The organism is Pseudarthrobacter sp. fls2-241-R2A-127 (assembly GCF_030209355.1).
Lineage (GTDB): Bacteria > Actinomycetota > Actinomycetes > Actinomycetales > Micrococcaceae > Arthrobacter.
In genome coordinates, this window is sequence record NZ_JARVSF010000014.1 from 1 (window position 1) to 20815 (window position 20815).

15 protein-coding genes are annotated in these 20815 nt (G+C 62.1%); 7 read left to right on the forward strand and 8 right to left on the reverse strand.

The features are described from left to right. Positions 1 to 705: 705 nt before the first annotated feature. From QRN53_RS11845 to QRN53_RS11855, 3 genes are all read right to left on the reverse strand, one after another. A complete protein-coding gene (locus QRN53_RS11845) occupies positions 706 to 2196 on the reverse strand; it encodes a molybdopterin-dependent oxidoreductase (RefSeq protein ID WP_285244040.1) in 1491 nt (496 codons plus the stop codon). Between the two features lie 521 nt (positions 2197 to 2717). Continuing rightward, on the reverse strand, positions 2718 to 3008 hold the full coding sequence (locus QRN53_RS11850; RefSeq protein ID WP_285244041.1) for a YrhK family protein: 291 nt from the start codon (positions 3006 to 3008) through the stop codon (positions 2718 to 2720). A 61-nt stretch (positions 3009 to 3069) separates the two neighbouring features. Continuing rightward, positions 3070 to 4503: a sugar porter family MFS transporter gene (locus QRN53_RS11855; RefSeq protein WP_285244042.1), complete on the reverse strand. Its 1434-nt coding sequence runs from the start codon at positions 4501 to 4503 to the stop codon at positions 3070 to 3072. A 364-nt stretch (positions 4504 to 4867) separates the two neighbouring features. On the opposite strand from QRN53_RS11855, the gene QRN53_RS11860 reads away from it, so the two are divergent. The 7 genes from QRN53_RS11860 (at position 4868) to QRN53_RS11890 (ending at position 12304) form a co-directional block, all read left to right on the forward strand. Next, a complete protein-coding gene (locus QRN53_RS11860; protein ID WP_285244043.1) occupies positions 4868 to 6637 on the forward strand; it encodes a glycoside hydrolase family 15 protein in 1770 nt (589 codons plus the stop codon). Between the two features lie 59 nt (positions 6638 to 6696). Continuing rightward, positions 6697 to 7716, forward strand: coding sequence for an SDR family oxidoreductase (locus tag QRN53_RS11865; protein WP_285244044.1), 1020 nt, complete (start codon positions 6697 to 6699; stop codon positions 7714 to 7716). A gap of 188 nt (positions 7717 to 7904) precedes the next feature. Further along, positions 7905 to 8093 (forward strand): hypothetical protein, encoded by a 189-nt coding sequence (locus QRN53_RS11870; protein ID WP_285244045.1) that lies wholly within the window; start codon positions 7905 to 7907, stop codon positions 8091 to 8093. A gap of 183 nt (positions 8094 to 8276) precedes the next feature. Beyond that, positions 8277 to 8687 (forward strand): hypothetical protein, encoded by a 411-nt coding sequence (locus tag QRN53_RS11875; protein ID WP_285244046.1) that lies wholly within the window; start codon positions 8277 to 8279, stop codon positions 8685 to 8687. After that, positions 8684 to 9340 (forward strand): gluconate 2-dehydrogenase subunit 3 family protein, encoded by a 657-nt coding sequence (locus tag QRN53_RS11880; protein WP_285244047.1) that lies wholly within the window; start codon positions 8684 to 8686, stop codon positions 9338 to 9340. The genes QRN53_RS11875 and QRN53_RS11880 overlap by 4 nt, the downstream gene beginning before the upstream one ends. A 68-nt stretch (positions 9341 to 9408) precedes the next feature. Further along, entirely contained in the window at positions 9409 to 10977 is a 1569-nt protein-coding gene (locus tag QRN53_RS11885; RefSeq protein WP_285244048.1) for a GMC family oxidoreductase, read from the forward strand. A gap of 205 nt (positions 10978 to 11182) precedes the next feature. Next, positions 11183 to 12304 carry an enolase C-terminal domain-like protein gene (locus QRN53_RS11890; protein ID WP_285244049.1) on the forward strand — a complete coding sequence of 374 codons (1122 nt, stop codon included), beginning with the start codon at positions 11183 to 11185 and terminating at the stop codon, positions 12302 to 12304. 414 nt (positions 12305 to 12718) lie between these two features. Here the strand turns inward: QRN53_RS11890 and QRN53_RS11895 are convergent, their stop codons facing one another. The 5 genes from QRN53_RS11895 to QRN53_RS11915 form a co-directional block, all read right to left on the reverse strand. After that, positions 12719 to 14065: an MFS transporter gene (locus QRN53_RS11895; RefSeq protein ID WP_285244050.1), complete on the reverse strand. Its 1347-nt coding sequence runs from the start codon at positions 14063 to 14065 to the stop codon at positions 12719 to 12721. A 383-nt stretch (positions 14066 to 14448) separates the two neighbouring features. Continuing rightward, on the reverse strand, positions 14449 to 16284 hold the full coding sequence (locus tag QRN53_RS11900; protein ID WP_285244051.1) for a thiamine pyrophosphate-requiring protein: 1836 nt from the start codon (positions 16282 to 16284) through the stop codon (positions 14449 to 14451). Between the two features lie 598 nt (positions 16285 to 16882). Beyond that, a complete protein-coding gene (locus QRN53_RS11905) occupies positions 16883 to 18340 on the reverse strand; it encodes a phytoene desaturase family protein (RefSeq protein ID WP_285244052.1) in 1458 nt (485 codons plus the stop codon). Next, a complete protein-coding gene (locus QRN53_RS11910; RefSeq protein WP_285244053.1) occupies positions 18330 to 20189 on the reverse strand; it encodes a glycoside hydrolase family 15 protein in 1860 nt (619 codons plus the stop codon). Before QRN53_RS11910 ends, QRN53_RS11905 begins: the two co-directional genes overlap by 11 nt. Beyond that, a complete protein-coding gene (locus QRN53_RS11915; protein ID WP_285244054.1) occupies positions 20182 to 20814 on the reverse strand; it encodes a hypothetical protein in 633 nt (210 codons plus the stop codon). The genes QRN53_RS11910 and QRN53_RS11915 overlap by 8 nt, the downstream gene beginning before the upstream one ends. Position 20815: the final 1 nt, after the last annotated feature.

Below are 20815 nucleotides of genomic sequence, written 5' to 3' on the forward strand. Positions count from 1 at the left end.
CTGAAGCAGGCCATCTAAACAAGGGACGCCGGCCCCCCTTCCAGCAGGCAAAGCCGAAGAGCCGATAATGGCGATTCTGTCAGCCTGATGAAGGCCGGAAACCGACAAAGGAATCGAGAAGAAAGAGTTGCATCTCCGTGCCAACGGACCACGATGAGCTGTGCACTGACCTCAAGGAATCCCACGAGAACTCCCTGGAGGCCCTGAAATCCGGCAAGGCCCAGATACGAAGGCTGTCGTTCTTTAGCTGGACGAGGCTGATGTCCTCGACGGGCTGAACCCTGTTGGGGAGTTCATCGCCTAAGAGCTCGTGGTCCGGGTCATCCCCCGGCTGACGACGAGTTCACCTGCTAGTCCTGTTCGTGGGCCCCACTTGACCGGAACTGGGAGCCTTCGAGGACCTGGACTTTGACCTGAGAGCCTAGGAGTCCGTTATTCGGGCATGTCCAAGGTTCTTGGCGACCGTTCGACTGTTCGGACCGCGTCGCGGTCTGCCTTGCCGCCAGCCCAGCATGACTTTGTTCAATTGTGATTTCTTGGCCGGGATGAGTTTCCCGGCTCCGTAGTCGATGCGTTGGGCGTGCAGCCACACGCTGAGGGTGTGTTCTTTCTGGTCCTGGGCCTTGTTCGGGAGAAACATCAAGAAATGAGGGCGAAAACAGCTTGCTGGTTCCTGATATTCATCAGGCCATGGTTCCAGCAGTGCTAAATTCCGGCGGCGTTGGCGTAGAACTGCTGGTCTTCGCGCCACCCGCCCATTCCCATTCCGATGTCCTTGACGTCGGTGACGAATTCGATGCCCTGGATCCATTTGATCATTTTGTATCCGAGTTGAGTCTCAAGCCTGAGCCGCAGGGGTGCTCCGTGTTCGATGGGCAGTGGTGCCCCGTTCATCTCCAGGGCTAGGAGTGCTTGTGGCTGCGAAGCTAGGTATATAGGGATGGATGCGTAGTAGAAGCCGTACCGGCCTTCCCCTTCGGTCAGGCCTTTGTCGTCCATGCCGTAGAACACCACATGCTTGGCGTCGGGGTGGGGTTTGACTTTTTGCATGATGTCGGACAGGGGAATCCCTGCCCATTCAGCAATGGCTGTCCATCCTTGAATGCAGTTGTGCTTGGTGATCTGCCGTTGATCGCCGAGCTCCCGCAATTCCTGCAGCGAGAATGATATGGGTTCTGCAACCAGGCCGCCGACGGCCAGGCGGTAGTCACGGAAATCGTTGGTTGCCATCTGCTCATAGGCCTTGCTGGGCGGTGGGTAACCGTTGACACGGAAATAGGGGGAGATGTCGCTTCGAGAGAAACGCTGGCGTGAAGTGCCGGCCCGGGATATGACCCGTTCAAATGGATTGACTATCCTGCCCAGAAGTCGTTGCGTGCGGCGGCGGTAACGCAGCGAGAACCAGGTGATGACCACATGGAAAATCACGATTGCCAGGAGCCCGGCGAGTCCGATGCCCGTGGCCAGCCGGCGGTCGCCATTGGGGTTTCCGAGAACGATGGCGGCGAATCCCTGCGGAAGGCCATGGATGATGACCATGAACACGTGTACGACGGTGAACGCCGCGAAAGCACACATGATCAGGAAGTGGAGGCTGCGTGCTCCCTGCTTGCCGCCGAACAGCTTGCCGTAGCGGGGGAAGCGGGCAAGCACGGAAGGTGACATTGCTGCACCGGTCAGGATCTGCAGTGGTGCCAGAATGAAGATCACCACGAAGTAGGCAAGTTTTTGGGCCGGTTCGAACGGTTGACCGGGGATCTTGGCTGGAAACTCGAATTGCAGGTAGGTTCCGACTGCCTTCAGCGAATCGGGGATGATCGACCAATGGGTGGGAACGATGTACTGCCAATAGCCGGTGGCAAACATGGTGGCGACATACACGATGCCGGTGAGTATCCAGAATTCGACGGTCATGAAGTGCCAGTGCCGGCCCAGACCGAGGTTTTTTCTGCCCGGCAGGGCAACCACCGGTGACCAGGACTCCTCCTCGTCCAGAGACGTCCATGGTTTACGCGAGTCGGCCCCGAAACTTTTCTTCGACAACCGCAGCCATTGACGTCCGGGCGGGCAGTCATCATGCCAGTACAACTTGGGGAAGGCTGACAGAACCTCTATGCCGGACCGGAAGAGCATCAACATCAAGGCAAGATTCAAAAAATGGGTTATCACCACCCACGCGGGAAAAAATTCAGGCATACGTCCTCCTCAATACCCGGCGATGACAATTGGACGCCCCGCCGCTGCGATTCAATGTTTGGAAGGCCTGCCCTCGCGGACTCCACTGGCCGAAAAGAAGGACACGGAGCACACTGTTGGGTATGGCCAGTTACGGCACCGACACAGTCCAACAAGAACTTGCCCGCATGCGCGCCGCGCTTCTGGATGGACGGGGCCCGGGCGCGAGCCCCGGCGAAATTAGCCGGCACACCCGGGACCGCCAGTGGCTCGGGAAACTCCCAACCCCGGTAGCGTTGGAATCCGTGGCGGATCAGGCACACCAGGCACGAACCGAGATGGAGTTCAGTTCATCCCGCAGCCTGGAACACCTGGGCGGACTTTCCATCGCTATTGCTGCGGCCGGTGGTTTGGCTCTCCTGGCGAACTGGTTGCTCCGCAAGACACGGAGTCGGAGGAGGCCCGGGCCCGGTGCGCCGTAGCTGTCCAGACCGAGACGCTGAATAAACACCCAGGGGTGACGTCCGCATCAGATGGTCCCCTCACCGGTGGCTTTGTTCGTCCCGGGCCAGTGAGTCGATCTTGTCCAGCTTGAGGTAGCGGAACTGCCGGATGAGGCGCAGCGTCGGCTTAAGGGCGAAACAAATGGACCCGATGAGGAAGCACCAGAGCGCCGGGTCCGTGGCATCCGGAGAAAAGAACAGGATGCTGCCGATGATAAAAAGGCCGGCAGCGGCGAAATCGACCACGGTGTAGGTGAGCTCGATAGCGGCATACAACTGTTCGTGCGCCGAGGATCTCTGGCTTGCCCGAGGGTCAAACAAGTGGTGCATGCCGTCCTCTTTCTGCTGGTCATTCCAGCCTCGGGTAGTGGGTAAGTCTCAGGGGCTTCCTTCAAAGGGACCAAAAGTGCCGGCTGGCGTCATTGGGGGAGCAGGGGTTAGTCCCGGGGGAGTCCTTCGCCATCAGGTCGGACTGGATGTTTTCCAAGGACCGGTCCTTTGTCTCCGGAACCTTCTTCAGGAAAAACAGGAACGCGAGGACACCAAGGCCGGCATAGAGGTAGAACGTACCCTGGCGGGTGATCACCTGGCCGAGGCTCAGGAAAGTGGCGGCAACCAGGAAGTTGGCGCCCCAGTTCACCAGGGTTGCCACGGACATGGCCTTGCTGCGGATGCCCGTGGGGTATATCTCGGAGATCATTAGCCAGAAGACCGGGCCCAGTCCAATGGCGAAAGAAGCGATGTAAAGCAGCAGACCCACCAGGGCGAGGTAGCCGGCGTGTTGCTGGAGGGCACCGGAGCTGAAGTAGACGCCCAACAGTACCAAGGACAACGTAAGCCCCACCGTCCCGGTGAGCAGCAGTTTGCGCCGGCCCAGTCGGTCGATCAGAAGCACTGCGATAACAGTGAATATCAGGTTGGTCAGTCCGACGAACAGGGTCTGTGTGATGGAGGTGCTCTTTGTCAGTCCGGTGTCGGAGAGGATTGTCGGAGCATAGTAAATAACCGTGTTGATGCCGACGAACTGCTGGAAAACGGCTAAACCTAGACCGATCAACAGCAGCGGACGTATTTCGGGCCTCAGCAGGTCCCGAACCTTCGTTGCGGATTCAGCGTCGTTGGCCTCTTTTATGTCTTGGATTTCCTGTTCCACCTGCGCACCTTTAACACCCTCGCGCAAGCGCTCCAGTACCTTGTGCGCCTCATCTCCACGTCCCTGCTGCACAAGCCAGCGAGGGGTGTGGGGGACGGTCAGCATACCGATGGCCAGCACGGCGCCGGGGATGACACCGAAGCCGAGCATCCAGCGCCAATTGTTAGTGAAGCCCTGGAACACGAAGTTCACTATGTAGGCCAGCAGGATTCCTGCGGTGACCGCGAGTTGGTTGAAGGACACCAGCCCACCCCGGACGCGTGGCGGACTTACCTCGGAAATGTATAACGGCGCCACAAAGGATGCCGTGCCCACTGATACCCCCAGCAGGAACCTGAAGCCGATCAGCATGGGAACGCTAATCGAAAGGGCGCATCCCAAAGCGCCGACGACATAGAGGGAGCCGGAAATCACCTTGGTCCATTTCCGGCTGATCTTGTCCGCGAGATACCCGGAGATCAGGGCACCAAGCATGGCACCAAGCAACAGGGAGGACACAATCCATTCCTGGGCGACTGCACTGGCGTTCAGATCGCTTTTGATGAAGAGCAGCGCCCCCGAAATTACCCCCGTATCGTAACCGAACAGTAAGCCGCCTACTGCCGCGATAACCGAGGCACGCAGCAGCAGGCCGTTGCCGCTCCGGCGCATCTCGCCTACAAACCCAGCCATCGCCAGTCCCTCCCTTTAATCCTGTCTTCGTTTGGCGTCGGATCAATGGAAAGTGAACCGTGCCGGGCTAGCCGCCGCGAGGAGTTGACGTGCGGCGGTTTCTTCCATTCCGGCTCTTCCAGTTCCTGGCCGGGCTAGAACTCCCGCATCTAATTGCACATAACGTATCATTGCGCCCCCGCAATTGAAAGAGGGAATTTTTCCACCTGTGGGTCTTGGGGCAGGAGAAGAACCCATGGGTGCAGGTGACGCATCCACCGTGCTATCAAGGCCTTGAAGGGAAAGCGGTGGACCTCGGTGTGCGGCTGGCCAATCTGCGGTTTTCCATTGCGCTTAGGCAACTATTACCTCTAGACTCGGTGGTATGTTCGACGCCTTGGCAGACTTTCCCCCACATGTGTTGCGGGAGTATGCGATGGTTGCTGACGGTGCCCGGGCTGCTTTGATAGGTCCCCGGGGGGACGTGGTGTGGATGTGCGCGCCGCGCTGGCATGACGATGCCGTTTTCTCGGGTCTTCTGGGTGGTCCGGGAGCGTTCGCCGTAAGTCCGACTGATCCGCGTTATGTATGGGGCGGACAGTATGAGGACGGAACACTGATTTGGGTGAGCCGTTGGGTAACGGGGGCGGGGATCATCGAATGCCGGGAAGCGCTGGCATATCCCGGGGACCCAACCCGGGCGGTGCTGCTGCGCCGGATTTCTGCTGTTCTGGGTCCCGCGTCGGTGCGGATGATTCTGGACGCACGGGCGAACTTCGGCAAGCACAAGATGGCGCGGCTTTCCTGCCACGACGGTGTTTGGACAGCGAGCTCCGGGAATCTCAAAGTGCGTCTGGTCGGTGCGTCAGGGGCGAAGTCCGGAGAACATGGTCTTGAAGCGGTTTTTGAGCTGGCGGAAGGCGACTATCACGATCTGGTGCTGGAAATCTCCGATCACCAACTGCCCGTGGAGCCGGTGGAGCCGGGGCCGGCCTGGAGCGCAACAGAAAATGCCTGGCATTCGGTGGTTCCCCAGTTTGATAACACGATATCTGCCGACGACTGCAGACAGTCGTATGCGGTTCTGCGCGGAATGACGGGGGTGGGGGGAGCGATGGTGGCCGCGTCCACCATGGGCTTGCCTGAGCGGGCCGAGCAAAAGAGGAATTACGACTACCGGTACGCGTGGATCCGGGACCAGTGTTATGTCGGCCAGGCAGTCGCGGCTTGCAAGATGTTTCCACTTCTGGATGATGCGGTGGGTTTTGTTGCCTCCAGACTGCTCACTGACGGACCGGGCATGCGCCCGGCTTACACCACCGAGGGCGGGAAGGTCCCGGATGAATGGGACGTTGGGCTGCCCGGGTACCCGGGTGGGGCCGGCCGGGCCGGCAACTGGGTCAATGACCAATTCCAGTTGGACGCGTTCGGGGAGTCCCTGCTGCTGTTCGCCGCCGCTGCCGAGAATGACCGGCTGGACCTTGAGCACTGGAAGGCGGCAGAAATCTGCGCGGATGCGATCATGGCGCGGTGGCAGGAACCTGACGCGGGCATGTGGGAACTCGACAACCGCAAGTGGGCCCACTCCCGCCTCATCTGCGCTGCAGGCCTGCGAGCCATTGGCCGTAATGCACCGCCGCAGCAGGGAGCGAAGTGGACCTCCCAGGCTGACACCCTGATTACTGACGTGGCCAACGACTGCCTGCACCCCAGCGGGCGGTGGCAACGCGCACCGGATGATGACCGCGTCGACGCGTCCCTGCTTCTTCCGGTGATCCGGGGTGCTCTTCCGCCCGATGACCCCCGGTCGGTAGCCACTCTCAAGACGGTGCAAGACACCCTGGCCCGTGATAGATACCTGTATCGCTTCCGCCAGGACGGACGGGCTCTGGCCAAGTCGGAGGGAGCTTTCCTGCTGTGCGGCTTCGACATGGCCATGGCCCTCCATCAAAGCGGAGAGACCACCGAAGCGGCCCGCTGGTTCGAAAGAAACCGGGCTGCCTGCGGCTCTCCCGGCCTCTTTACGGAGGAGTATGACGTCGAGCAACGCCAACTCCGGGGGAATTTCCCACAGGCCTTTGTACACGCCGCCATGCTCGAGACCTCGCGCCGGCTGGCGGATCCTCCGCCCCCGTGGCGGGGACTGAATTCCTAGCAGCGGGCACTACCGATCAGCTATTTGGCGAAGTAACCGAGGCACGACGAGGAGCACGCATGAACACCTTCAAAGACAGGACAGTCGTTGTAACGGGCGCGAGCGGTGGTATCGGCCGGGCCACGGCTGTCGGCTTCGGCCAGCAAGGGGCCTCAGTCGCCCTGCTCGCCCGCGGTGAAGCAGGGCTGGCCGGTGCCGCAAGGGAAGTGGAAGCGGCAGGGGGACGGGCACTGACGGTCGCGGTGGACACCGCCGACCATGATGCCCTCGACAAGGCCGCCACGCGGGTCGAGCGGGAACTGGGCCCAATCGACATCTGGGTCAACGTAGCTTTCACCTCAGTCTTCGCCCCCTTTGACCAGATTAAACCCGAGGAATACAAGCGGGTCACGGAGGTCAGCTATCTTGGCTACGTCTACGGAACAATGATCGCTCTGGACCGGATGAAGAAGCAGGGGCAGGGCACCATTGTCCAGGTAGGCTCGGCTCTTGCCTATCGGGGAATCCCGCTCCAGTCCGCCTACTGCGGTGCAAAGCACGCCATCCAGGGCTTCAACGAATCCCTTCGGTGCGAACTGCTTCACGATCGAAGCCCGATCAGGACCACCATGGTGCAGATGCCGGCTGTCAACACCCCACAGTTCAGCTGGGTGCTTTCCCGCCTGCCGAACAAAGCCCAGCCGGTGCCGCCCATCTACCAGCCCGAAGTCGCAGCGCGTGGCGTCCTTTACGCCGCCGCGCACCCGCAGCGCCGGGAGTACTGGGTGGGCGGAAGCACCATGGGCACCCTGGTGGCCAATGCCGTCGCCCCCGGACTGCTCGACAGGTACCTTGCCCGGACAGGATTCAAATCCCAGCAAAGGCCACAACCGCGCGACCCCGAACAACCCGTCAACCTGTGGAAACCGACCGACGAAGAGCGGGACTTCGGCACCCACGGCGCATTCGATGCCCGCTCAGCAGACCGAAGCGTCCAATTGTGGGCATCCCAGCACCACGGCGCCCTTCTCGCCGTGAGCGGAGCAGCGGCCGCATTGTTGACGTTGTTCCCTATGCTGCTGGGAAAGAGGCGGCAGTGATGAGGGCCCTGGAGATCACCCGGGGAGCTTACGGCCTATGCCAGGTGGCGTTCCCGGCGCCGGTTTACCGTGTTGCGGTAGGCCAACAACCGGATGCACGTGTCCGGGCCGTAATGCGGATTCTGGGTGCCAGACACCTCATTCAAGCCATAGCCGTCGGGGCAGCCCCAGCCTCAGGTACGGTCCGCGTGGGTGCCGGCGTGGTGGACTCACTGCATTCCGTCAGCATGATTGCCCTGGCCATCGCCGACCGTCGGCGCCGCAGGCCAGCCGCCCTGGACGCCGTGATCGCCGGCTTGTTCGCAGGCATGGAATTCGCGGCCGCCGGACGGCGCCAAAGGGGCTCTCCCGCTCCGGCGCCACGCTGGCGCGGATGACGCCACGTTGGCGCGGATGACGCCGCGTTGGCGCGGATGATGCAGTGCCGAGTGGGCCACAAGGGATCAGCGCCAGGTTTGTAGCACAGGAACAATTTGCGGAATAAAAGAAGCAGCGTGAGAACGGGGAGCGGAATGAAAACACCAGTTCCAACCAAGGCAACCATTCACGGGATAGACCGCATGATCCGGAATGTGGAAACCGGCCGATTTGAGCGATCACTTTCCGGCCTCACTGCGGCCGGGGCCCTGGTTACCGCGGCGGAAATATACTTTGAACACGACAAGGCAAGCTTCGGCAACAAACTCATGTGGCTCCCGGTCGCCCTCGGTCCGGTCGGAGCGGCTGCCGGGATCGCCGGAATCTTTAGCAAGAGGATGGCTAAGACAGCGCTTCCCCTGGCTTCCGCGGCCATCATCGCCAACGGCTTGCAGGGAACGTACCTGCACGCGCGGGGCATCGCCCAAAAACCCGGAGGATTCTCCAACCTGACCTACAACATGGAGATGGGACCACCGTTACTGGCACCGCTCCTGGTGACGCTGGTCGGTGGGATGGGCTTGCTTGCCGCAGTACTGAGGAGGGAAAAGTGACAGTACTCCCGCTTGACCCCAAAGACGGCGGCGGCCGCTTTCCCGGCATCGACGTGCAAGGACAATCCCCGCATTGGGACCGGGTGACCCAGGGCGTGGTGCTGGCCCGCCTGGGACGGCCCACAGACCTGCGGTTTTTTACCGTAGCGGAAGAGGCGGCCGCGAGGGCCCTGTTTGATCAGTTGCTTGACCAGCGCCAAGAGCCCCGGGTTCCAGTGGTGAACATGGTCGATACCCGCCTCGCTGAGGACCAGACCGACGGCTGGCACTACGACGACATGGAGCCGGACCCGGCTGCCTGGCGCAGCACCCTGGCTGAGCTGGACGCCGAGGCCCGTGAACGCCACGAAAGGGCATTCGCCGAGCTTTCCTGGGAAAAACAAGCACTGCTCCTGACCGACATTCAGGCAGCGGAAATGTGGCGGGGCCGACAGACGTCGAGGGTCTGGAGCCTGTGGACGCGGTACGCATGCACGGCCTTCTACTCGCACCCCCTGGCCTGGGATGAGATAGGTTTCGCCGGGCCCGCCTATCCCCGGGGATACAAAAATCTCGGTCTCAACGCCCGCGAACCTTTCGAGGTGGCAGACGCGCGCCCGGCCCAGGATCCTGCAGCACATACGGCCAAGTCCCAAACAGGAAGACAACGCTGATGGCTTCGGTAAAAGACCGCAACGCCTCCGCCTGGTTGCTGCCTCCCGTGCCCGGAACAAATCGTGCCATGCGTACCGACATGGCCCAGTTTCGCGACGAGGAAGAGGTCGACATAGCGATCGTCGGCTGTGGTGCCGGCGGCTCAACCCTGCTGCAGCGCCTGGCCCGCGCAGGCTGGAAGGCTGTGGCCTTGGACGCGGGCCCGTTTTGGGACCCCGAACGTGACTGGGTGAGCGACGAAGCAGGCTCGCATCATCTGTACTGGACCGAACCCCGGATCATTTCCGGAGACGACCCGGTACCGCTCGGTTCGAATAACTCCGGGAGGGGAGTGGGCGGCTCCATGGTGCACTACGCCGGCTACACGCCCAGGTTCCATCCCAGCGACTTTCATACCTACAGCGCCGATGGCGTGGGCGCCGACTGGCCGTTGGAGTATGGGGACCTCAAGTCCTACTACGAGGACATCGAGGGAGAACTGCCCGTAGCCGGCGAGCACTGGCCGTGGGGCGACCCCCACTCATATCCCCACAGCCCGCACCCCGTTTCGGGCAACGGCGAATTGTTCCTGCGGGGTGCGCTGGCCTCCGGCATAACGGCCAAGGTCGGCCCGGTCGCGATCTCCAATGGCCGCTTCGGCAACCGGCCGCACTGCATTTACCGTGGGTTCTGCCTTCAGGGTTGCAAGGTCAACGCCAAAGCATCACCCCTGATCACCCATATCCCCGACGCCCTGCACCATGGTGCGGAAGTTCGGGCCGACTCGATGGTCACCAGGATCGAAATAGACGACAAAACAGGCAAGGCCACCGGAGTGCACTACATCCGGCACGGACGGGCCCGCTTCCAACGCGCCCGGATCGTCGCCGTCGCCGGTTATTCAATCGAGACCCCACGCCTGCTGCTCAACTCCGCCTGCAAACGATTCCCCGAGGGGCTATGCAATGACTTCGACCAGGTGGGGCGGTACCTAATGGTCCAGGGGGCACCCCAGACGGCCGGCAGATTCGAATCAGAGGTACGCATGTGGAAGGCCCCACCGCCGGAAGTCAGCTCTGAGGACTTCTACGAAACTGATCCGTCCAAGCCGTACAAGCGCGGGTTCTCCATACAGACGGTATCGCCGCTGCCCATCACCTGGGCAGAGCACGTCGCTGCCCAGGGTCATTGGGGGGGAAAGCTGCGTGAATACATGACCGACTACGTGCACTGGGCCTGTCTGGGAGCGCTCTGCGAGTTCTTGCCGCAAGCCGAAAACCGCGTAACTCTTGCTTCGGAAAAGGACAGAAATTCAATGCCAGTAGCCCACTTCCACTACTCCCAATGCGACAATGACCGCCAGCTGATGCAGGCGGCCCAGGGAGCCATGGAGAAGATCCTGCACGGGGCGGGCGCCGAGGAAGTCATCACCATTAGACGCTTTGCCCACCTTGTCGGCGGAGCGCGAATGGCCGCGGACGAACAGCACGGCGTTGTCGACGCGGATTGCCGCAGCTTCGCCGTACCCAACCTCTACATCACAGACGGAAGCGTATTGCCGACCCAGGGAAGTGCCAACCCGGCACTAACCATCATGGCCGTCGCAGCCCGCGCCGCGGATCGATTGATCGCCGGCGGTGCCAGCAAACCCACCTGACCCGCACAGCCCGCACACGTCCAGCCTTCCCGGCTTTTGACTCCAGCCACCGCTTATGAAAAGGCACAAGGGATCCGGACGTCCGCTACTTCCTTTGAAGAGGTCGCAAAGGAGCTGCGGGGAAGCCTCCAGTAGTTGGTGCTAACGGCTGAAGGGGGAGCCAAAGCAGAAGTGCAGAAACCCTCACAAACAAGAAAGGCTGACCATGCCCGCCACGCGAACTACATCAGATCCGGCCCTCACCGGTCTGGACGTCGGCACGTACACAATCCCCACCGATAGCCCGGAGGCAGACGGCACATTCGCCTGGGATTCCACCACGGTTGTGGTGGTCCGTGCCCGGGCCGCCGACTGCGAAGGGATCGGCTGGACGTATGCACCTGCCTCCTGCTCAAAGCTGATCACAGAACTGCTCGAACCGGCAATTTCCGGTCGGTGTGCCTGGGACACCACAGGCGCAGCCCTATCGATGCTGAGGGCCGTTCGCAACACCGGTCGGAGCGGGCTCGCCGGCTACGCCATCTCCGCGGTGGACTGTGCCTTATGGGATCTGAAGGCACGCTTGCTTGGCCTTCCCCTGGACCGCCTCCTGGGAGCGGCGCGCGACACGGTCAACATTTACGGCAGCGGCGGGTTCACCACCTACTCCCGTCAACAGCTGGAGGACCAGCTTGCCGGCTGGGTCCACGGCCAGCAGATCCCCCGGGTGAAAATAAAGATCGGTCAGGACAACGGAAATGACATCCCACGGGACCTGCAGCGCATTCATGAGGCACGCACCATCATTGGGGATGGCGCAGAACTTTTCGTCGACGCCAACGGCGCCTACACGGCAAAACAAGCCATAAGGGTTTTCGAAGCGGCTCGGGAATCCCGGCTTGCGTGGTTTGAAGAGCCCGTGTCCTCCGACCACCTGCTCGGACTGCGGACCGTCAAGGAGGCAATAACTGCCGACGTTGCCGCGGGGGAATACGGTACCGACTTGTTCTACTTCCAGCGGTTATGCCAAGCCGAAGCTGTGGACTGCGTGCAACTGGACGTCTCACGCTGCGGCGGCATCACCCAGTGGCTGCGGATAGCAGCTGCGGTGGCCGCATATGGACTTCAGGTGTCCGGCCACTGCGCACCGAACCTGAGCGCTCCCGCCGCCGCCGCGACAGAAAACTTTCGCCATCTGGAGTGGTTCCACGACCACGTCCGGATCGAACGGACATTCTTTGAAGGGACCCTGGATCCCAGCGGCGGCACGATCGCACCCAATTCAGACTCCCCAGGCAACGGGCTGTCCCTTCGCAGCTCCGCCGTCGACAAGTACCGGGTGGCTTAGACAAACCCGGCAGACACGTGCCGACCGCAGGTACTTACTCAGCGGCGCCCACGGTGACCGGTTAGACGGATAACTCCATGCCTCACGAAAGGCCCGTGCGGATCTGTCGGTGGTACCAGTCAGCGTGTCAGCAGCTTTCAGGGCGGCTCCCCTCGGAGGCGAGCCTGACAGTGCTTCACGGTGTGTGTGGCCGATCAAATCCAGGCGTACGTCATCGGAGAGGTAACGACAAATTGCCGTCTTCCCCGCGCTGTGGTTTGACCGGAACACCCAGGCAGCCCCTGGGAAGCTCATCCTCCCGAACGGTCGTCAATCGCTCTCAGATCACCGGCCAAACGACGGCCGGTGATCTGAGCGCCCAGAAGGTCGAATAACATTGCACCTCCGCTCAGGCGTGAGCGAGGGCCCCTACTCTCAAGGAGTCTTCTTCATAGGCTTCTGGGCGTCCGGCCTGCGGGAATGATCCTTAGGAAGCCGGCCATGCACCGGCCTGTCACCGCCACGCCGGAGAGTCAGCATCACCAGGCCGGCAGCCAGCAAACATGCCGCCAGGAAGAAGGATGTGGCGAGGAAGCTGCCGTGCGTCACGTCCTGCAGGTAACCACCCACGTAGGGTCCGACGAATCCGCCGAGGTTGCCAACTGCGTTGATCAACCCCATCGCGGTGCCGGCGACGGCCACCGGCATGGCACGGGACGCCGAGGCCCAGAAGGGGCCATCGTAAGCCAGGGCCCCGGCGACCGCGATGCTGATGAGGGTGACGGCCAGGAACGGAAGGTTATCCCCGGTTGCCACCGAGATGACCAGGGCAACAGCACCGATGGCCATGGACAGCAGCACGTGGGTGGAGTAGCGGCCGGAACGGTCGGCTGCCTTGGCGTTGTACCAAAGGCCGAACATCGCCAACACGTACGGGATCGCGGTGACAAAGCCGACCTCGAGGGAAGATCCGGAGGTGATCGTCTTGATCACATGGGGCAACCAAATGTTGATGCCGTAGAAGCCAATCTGGATGAGGAAGTACACCAGGGTCAGCCGCCACACCACTGCGTTGGACAGGACATGGCGCAGGCCGAGCTTTTCCTGCTGGGGATGGGCCGCGGCATCAGCAGCAAGGCCCTTTTCGATGTATTCACGCTCCTGGACGGAGCACCACTTGGCCTCCCGGGGGTGGTCGGCGATCAGGGCCCACCACAGGGGCGCGGCGATGACGAACGGGAAGATGCCTTCGATGATGAACAGCCACCGCCAGTCCGAGAAGGAGAGGATCCAGCCGGAGAGGGGCGCAGTGATGATGGAAGCGATGGCAATGTTCATCATCCAGAACGCGTATGCCCGGGCGCGTTCGGCCGCGGGGAACCAGTGGCTGATCAGAACAAGGATGGCAGGCCAGATCCCGGCTTCGGCGACGCCGAGGAAGAAGCGCACCACGAGCAGTTGGGTGAAGTCCTGGATGAATCCGGAGAGGACGGCCAACACGCCCCAAATGAGTACCATGATGCCAACGAATTTCTTCGCACTCCAGTGCTCGGCAAGATGGCCCCCGGGGATCTGCAGGACGAGATACCCAATGAAGAAGATGCCGGCCGCCAGTCCCTGCTGGGCGGCGTCGATGCCCAGGTCCTGGTGGAGTCCGTTGAGGGCGAACCCGATATTGGTTCTGTCCATGAACGAGATGATGTAGACAATGATTGCGACGGGAATCAGCCGCTTCCACCGCGCATTACCCACTGCCGGTGATGCCGTTACTTTCTGTGCCATCGGAAATGCTCCTTCGCAATATGGCCGATGAGACCGCGCCCCAGTACGCCGATTGCTCTCCCGTGGACCCGTAGGCCACTTTCCGCCCGACCGGCGGAACGAGCAGGACTCTTAACATGTGGAGCCGCGAACACTGGAACACACCCCCAGCCGACTGAGAGGTAGGCACCACCCGCGAACCCTAACTCTTATTTTCACGCAATTGTTGCTTCATCGCAAGATGAAATGCCTCGCCTTTTGAGTGTCCTTGACCTTCATCGGCCAGCCTGGATTGAAGCCTGCGGTAATCCCACGCGTTTCGGCCACAACGCCTGAGCGATGAAAGGTCATAAATGGTCCGACTAGAGCGGTTCTCCAACTCCCGGCCTTCGTTGGTGCTCCTGTTAGTGTTCTTTGTCGTCGTGGTCCTGGCCAAGATGCAGTTTTCCCTTGACGCGTCCAATTCCTTCGGTGAGGAGGGCTTTGGCGGAGTCGCGTACGACATCGACCCCGTCAGGGTCTTTCTTGAGCAGCGCTTCTGCGGTGTGCTTGGCGAACTCGAGGGTGATGTGCGGGGGGAGGGGCGGTACGTTTTTGCTGGTGTAGGCGTCAATGAGGGTGATTCCCTGGTGCGCGAATGCCGTGTCCCAAGCGGCGGCGACCTCGTCGTCGGTCTTGACACGGATTCCGGTGAAGCCGAGCAATTCCGCCCATCCGGCGTAGTCAATCGACTGAACGTCCTGGGAGGTGGACCAAACGGGGTTTGCGTCCTCGGTGCGCATCTCCCAGGACACTTGCGTGAGGTCGTTGTTGTGCAGAACCATGATGATCAGCTGCGGGTTCTCCCATTCCTGCAGGTATTTCTTGATGGTTATCAGTTCGTTCATGCCGAGCATCTGGAAGGCGCCGTCGCCGATGGTGCAGATAACTGACCGGTCGGAGTAGGCGAACTTGGCTGCTGTCGCGTACGGCATGGCGGCGAGCATGCTGGCCAGGCGTCCGGAAAGGTCCCCGAGCATGCCGCGGCGGAGCCTGATGTGGTGTCCGTACCAGTCCGCCGTGGAGCCGGCGTCCGCGGTGACTATGGCGCGTGGGGGCAGGCGTTTGTTCAATTCGTGGTAGACCCGGCGGGGGTTGACGCCGTCTTCGTAGGACAGCATTGCCTGTGCGTCCATCTCCCTTTCCCATTCCAGCATCTCCTCGGCGACCGTATTCTGCCAGGAGAGGTCGGTTTTCGAGTCCAGATGCGGGATAAGCGCGGTGAGGGTTGCTCTCACGTCTCCCCACAGGTTGAGTTCGGTGGGGTAGCGCAGCCCCATCTGCTCGGGTTTGAGATCGATCTGGATGGCCCGCGCCTGCCCGCTTTTGGGCAGGAATTGGCTGTAGGGGTAGTTCGTCCCGAGCAATACCAGAGTGTCGCAACCGCTCATTTGGTGCGCGCTGGGCAGGGAACCCAGGAGTCCGAGCTGCTGGGAATGGTGCGGCACGTCGGAGGGAACTACCTGTTTCGCGCGTAAGGCCGTAATCAGGCCGGCCCCGCAGAGTTCTGCGGCTCTAAGGACCTCATCCGTGGCCCCGTTCGCCCCGTGGCCGACGATGAACGTGACTTTACTGCCCGCGTTGATGATTGCTGCTGCCTTCTCGATCTCGCTTTGTAAGGGGACGATTGAGATGGACGGGGCGACGGCGCTGGAGCGCGATACCCAGTTCTGGGGCGAAAGCTCGGGCATCTTCATTCCCTGCACGTCGTGAGGAAAGATGATCACGGCCGGTCCCAGCCGGACTTTGGCGGTACGGAAAGCTGTGTCAACGACGGCCTGGGCCTGTTCAGGGGAGACGATCGTCTGGACATAGACGGCGACGTCCGCAAGGGTGCGTTCGAGGTTGCTCTCCTGCTGCGTGAAGGTGCCCAGCGCGTTGAGCCCCTGCTGGCCCACGATAGCTACGACTGGCTGGTTGTCCATCTGGGCGTCATAGAGTCCGTTGAGCATGTGGAAAGCACCCGGGCTGGAGGTCGCGACGCACACGCCGACTTCACCGGTAAACTTGGCGTGCGCCGTGGCCATCAGCGAGCAGATCTCCTCATGTGTGGGGCGCACATACTTCAGGCCCACGTCAGCGCGTTGGGCTTTCTCCAAAGCACCGTCGAATTCGCCGATGCCGTCGCCGGGAAAAGCGAAGATGCGGCTGACCCCCCAATCCCTCACGCGTTGGACCACAAAGTCGCTGACAGTTGCCATGGTTCTTCCTCCTGGTATTGGTGTTGGCTGAACGGGAATCGTGACCACTCGGGGCCTCGCTGAGGACCACCGGCGCGCAACCGGGCGTTGTTCAGCTGCCGCTCCGGACAGCGGCTGCTGCGAGGATAAAGCCGGTGAGAACAGAAGCGGCGCACAGGATCCAGAGCACGCCTATCTGTCCGCTTTTCTGCCGAACGACCCCAGCGGTGGAAGCCACACCGGCCCGAACCAGTGCGGCGACAGCGCTGATGACCGCAACTATCCAGCACAACCACTGGATTAAGGCTGTTGAACCTTGATTCATGATCTTCCCTTTCCTGAAAGGCGGCATTTTGCCGGCATGTTGCAGGGTTTGGGGTTCCTTGCCACTACGCTACCATTGCGGGAACGCAAAGGAAATGTTTTGTACTGTCCCCTTACCGCCGGCAGCCGAGCGCTCTGCTGTTCCCTCTTCCAGGTTTCAGGGAGCGCAGTAGGCCAAGAACCGCAGCTGGCAATCACGAGGACAAGCGTCCGGGCGATGAACTGCCGCCGCTGGTGCGCATCCAGGTCTTCAACACGCCAACTTGCCCGGTACCAGTGCCTGCTTACCCGGCGGCTACGTCCGGTACGTCAGTTCCGGTGAGGACAGTCCAAATTCTCGTTTAAGGGCGGACTGGGCGGCGTACCACCCGCACAGGCCATGGACCGAGGGTCCCGGTGGCGTTGAGGATGAACACAGGTAGACACCTTTTGCCGGTGTCCGCCAAGGGTCGGATGAGATAACCGGCCGTTTGAGCAGTTGGCGGGCCGACAGTGCACCTGCGGAGAAGTCGCCTCCAACGTAGTTCGGGTTGTACTCGCTGTATTGGTGGGCTGTGATCGAGTGCGTAGCGAGGATGACGTCCCGGAAGCCCGGCGCGAATTGTTCGACCCGTCGGATGATCGTTTCTGTCGAGTCCACGCTTGACCCCGCAGGGACGTGGGTGTAGGTCCACAGGATGTGGTTTCCGGAGGGGGCACGGCCGCTGTCCAGGGTCGATGGTTGGCAGGCAAGGACAAAGGGCCGTCGGGGATACCCTCCGGACGCTACCTCAGCCTCCGCCCGCGACATCTCTGCCCTGCTTCCGCCCAAGTGGACGGTGGGGGCTGCGCCAAGGGAAGGATTGGCCCACGGTACGGGCCCTGAGAGAGCGAAATCGACCTTGCTGACCGCGTTCCCATACCGGAAGGAGGCAAGTTTGCGCAGGTAGCTTGTGGGGAGTTCGGCTCCGGCGACTTGGGCAAGCCCCGCTGCAGAGAGGTCCAAAAGGATGGCCGCTGGCCGCGAAACGTCGCGGACATCAGCCAAGTCGGTGATCGGAGAGCCGAGGACTATCTCACCGCCATGGTTCAGCAGGTCCTCCGCCATGGCATTGGCGATCGATTGGGATCCGCCGACGGGGACCGGCCAGCCGCCGGCATGGGCCAGCGCGCCCAACAACATCGCCGTGCCGCTGGTCGCCAGCCCGGGCAGTGACCCGATGCAGTGGGCGCTGACACCAGTGACCATGGCGGGCGCGATGTCTCCTTTGAACCGTGCGTTCCACCAGGGCCCGCCCTGTTCAAGGGTCCTGGCCGCGTAGAGGAGCGATCCGAGGCGGTCCCGGGGGATACGCAGCAGTTGGTGCATGGTGAGATCAGTAATCCCGTCGACCCGTTCAACGAGGGGTTGGAACAGCCGGAGGTACCGTTCCCCGTCAGGGCCCAGGTCCTCAGCGGTTCGGGCGAGGCTGCGGTATGCGATCCCGGCTGTGGCTACGTCCACTGCATGGGCGTAGGAGATTTCCGGCACGCGCAGCTCAATGCGCTTTTCAAGTTCAAAGGCCCGGAAAAAAGGGCTGGCAAGGGCCATGGGGTGGACAGCTGAACAAACGTCATGGCGGAACCCGGGCAACGTCAGCTCTGTCGTCCGGGCTCCACCCCCGACCGTCTGTGCTCCCTCAATCACCCTTACCTTTAGCCCGGCCCGCGCCAAGGTTACGGCAGCAGCGAGCCCGTTGGGTCCGGCCCCCACCACTACGGCGTCAGCCTTCACGTTGCCCTTCCACTGAGGGAGTCTTCGTGCCCGTAGGGCCGGCCGTGGTCGCCGTTGTGGGGCTCCGCAGCGGCGTGTCGCTCTGCCTGGCACTCCCCTGGTGCAGTTGCAGGGCGCAGTGGATGAGGGGGAAGTGGCTGAATGCCTGTGGGGTGTTGCCCAGTTGGCGCTGGTTCCTGGGGTCCCATTCTTCGCTGAGCAGGCCGACGTCGTTGCGGAGGCTAAGGAGGCGCTCGAAAAGTTCCTCGGCCTCGCGGCGCCGGTTGATCCCCAGTAGGGCGTCGACAAGCCAGAAGGAGCAGGCGAGGAAGACGCCTTCGGTTCCCGGCAGGCCGTCGTTGCTGGCTTGTGGGTGGTAGCGGAGGACGAAGCCGTCATCGGTGAGGTGCTGCTGGATGGCGTCCACGGTACCGATGACGCGGGGATGGTCGTGGGGCAGGAACCCGACGCGCGGGATTAGCAGGAGGCTCGCGTCCAGTTCCTTGGTTCCGTAGGACTGGACGAAGGTGTTGCGGTCGGTGTCGAAGCCGTGGGTCATGACGTCAGCGTGGATGGTATCCCGCAAGGCGGCCCAGCGGTCTTCGGGGCCGGGAAGCCCGGATTGCCGGATGCCTTTGACCATGCGGTCTGCGGCGACCCAGGCCATGACTTTTGAGTGGGTGTTCTGGCGCCGGGGGCCGCGCATCTCCCAGAGCCCGTTGTCTGGTTTGTCCCATGCCCCTTCGAGGTATTCCATGAGTGCTACCTGGATGTCCCAGGAATCATCAACCGTATCCGGAAAGGCCGCACGGGTCAGGGAGAGACCATCCAGAACCTCGCCCCATACATCCAGCTGCAGCTGGGGAGCGGCAGCGTTTCCTATCCGGACAGGTTTGGAGTTTTCGAATCCTGACAGCCAGGGCAGTTCCGTCTCGGGGAGGCGGCGGGTGCCGTCGATTCCGTACATGATTTGCAGGTCGGCGGGGTCGCCGGCGACGGCGCGGAGCAGCCATTCCCGCCAGGCGGCAGCTTCGTCGGTGTAGCCCCCGGCGAGCAGTGACTGCAACGTCAGGGTCGCATCGCGAAGCCAGCAGAACCTGTAGTCCCAGTTCCTGGATCCACCCGGGTCCTCCGGCAGGGAAGTGGTGGGAGCTGCGACGATGCCACCCGTTGGAGCGTAAATGAGCCCTTTGAGGGTGATCAAGGAACGTTCTACAGCGTCCTTGTACTTTCCCTCCATCTTGCTCCGGCTGATCCAGTCCTGCCAGAAGTCCTCCGTTACCCTGAGCGCACTGCCGGGGTCTGTTTGGCGCGGGGCTGGTTTGCTGCTGGGGACCCAGGACAGCACGAAGGGCACCTTTTCGCCGGCCCGCACCGTGAATTCACTGATCGTGCGCATGTCCCGTCCTTCGAGTGGGGCCTCGGTGGTCAGGTAAGCGGCGTCCGGGCCCGCGACAGCGCTGAGGCCGCGGTCTTTGCGCCGCACCCACGGCACGATGTGGCCGTAATCGAAGCGCAGGCAGAGTTCCCCGTACATCTGTACGGCGCCGCTGAGCCCTTCGACGATCCGAACCAGGTCGGCGGCGTCGTCGCGGACCGGCATGAAATCGGTAACCCGGACGCTTCCATCGGGAGTCTCCCATTCGGTTTCGAGGATGAGTGTGCCGGGGCGGTACCGGCGGCGGGTGCACTTTTCTTCCCCGGCAGGTGCCAGGAGCCAGCGCCCAGCGGCAGGGGTATCCAGCAAGGCAGCGAAGCAGGCGGGGGAGTCGAAGTTGGGCAGGCACATCCAGTCGATTGACCCGCTGGTGCTGATCAACGCGGCCGTGTGCAGGTCACCGACAATCGCGTAATCACTGATTTCAGGCATTGTTATCCTTCCAGCCCGCACCCTCGAGTGCTTGGAGCGGCAGCGCTGGGGCGTGTTTGGGCTCCCGAACAGCCCGGATGGCCAGAAGCACCGCCATTACCGCCCCGACAGCCGCCAGGACCATACGGGTCCCTCTTGCTGACCGGGAGATGGTAATCGGGTGGACGTGCCCGGACCTGCGGTGGTGGGTGATCTCGTTGGCCGGTACATCCCAGGAGGTTGGGGAGGGGAAGGTCCCCGCCGGTAGCTTCTCCTGCCGCAGCCGGCGTCGGATTGCAAGCCTGCGACGCACATCTGTGCTTGGGGCGGGCAGGGTATTGTCGGCCGCCACAGCCGCGGGGAGGTCGATAATGTAGGGCTCACCGTAGAACGCCGAGGAAGCCACGGACTCAAGCCAGGTGCCCGGCGGTGTCTGAACGCCGTGGGCTGCGAAGGCGGACCGCAGCCTTTCCAGGATCTCTTGCAGGCTTTTGCCCTGGGCGTCCCTGGTGACGTCGAAGATGGCCAGCTGGAGTTGCAGTTTGGCATCCGCGGCTGGGTCTGTGGCGCTGGGGTCCTGGCCAGTGGGGTCAGGATTCAGCGGCTCAGGGATGGCGCGGGCGGCCTTGTCTGGATTGGAGCTCATG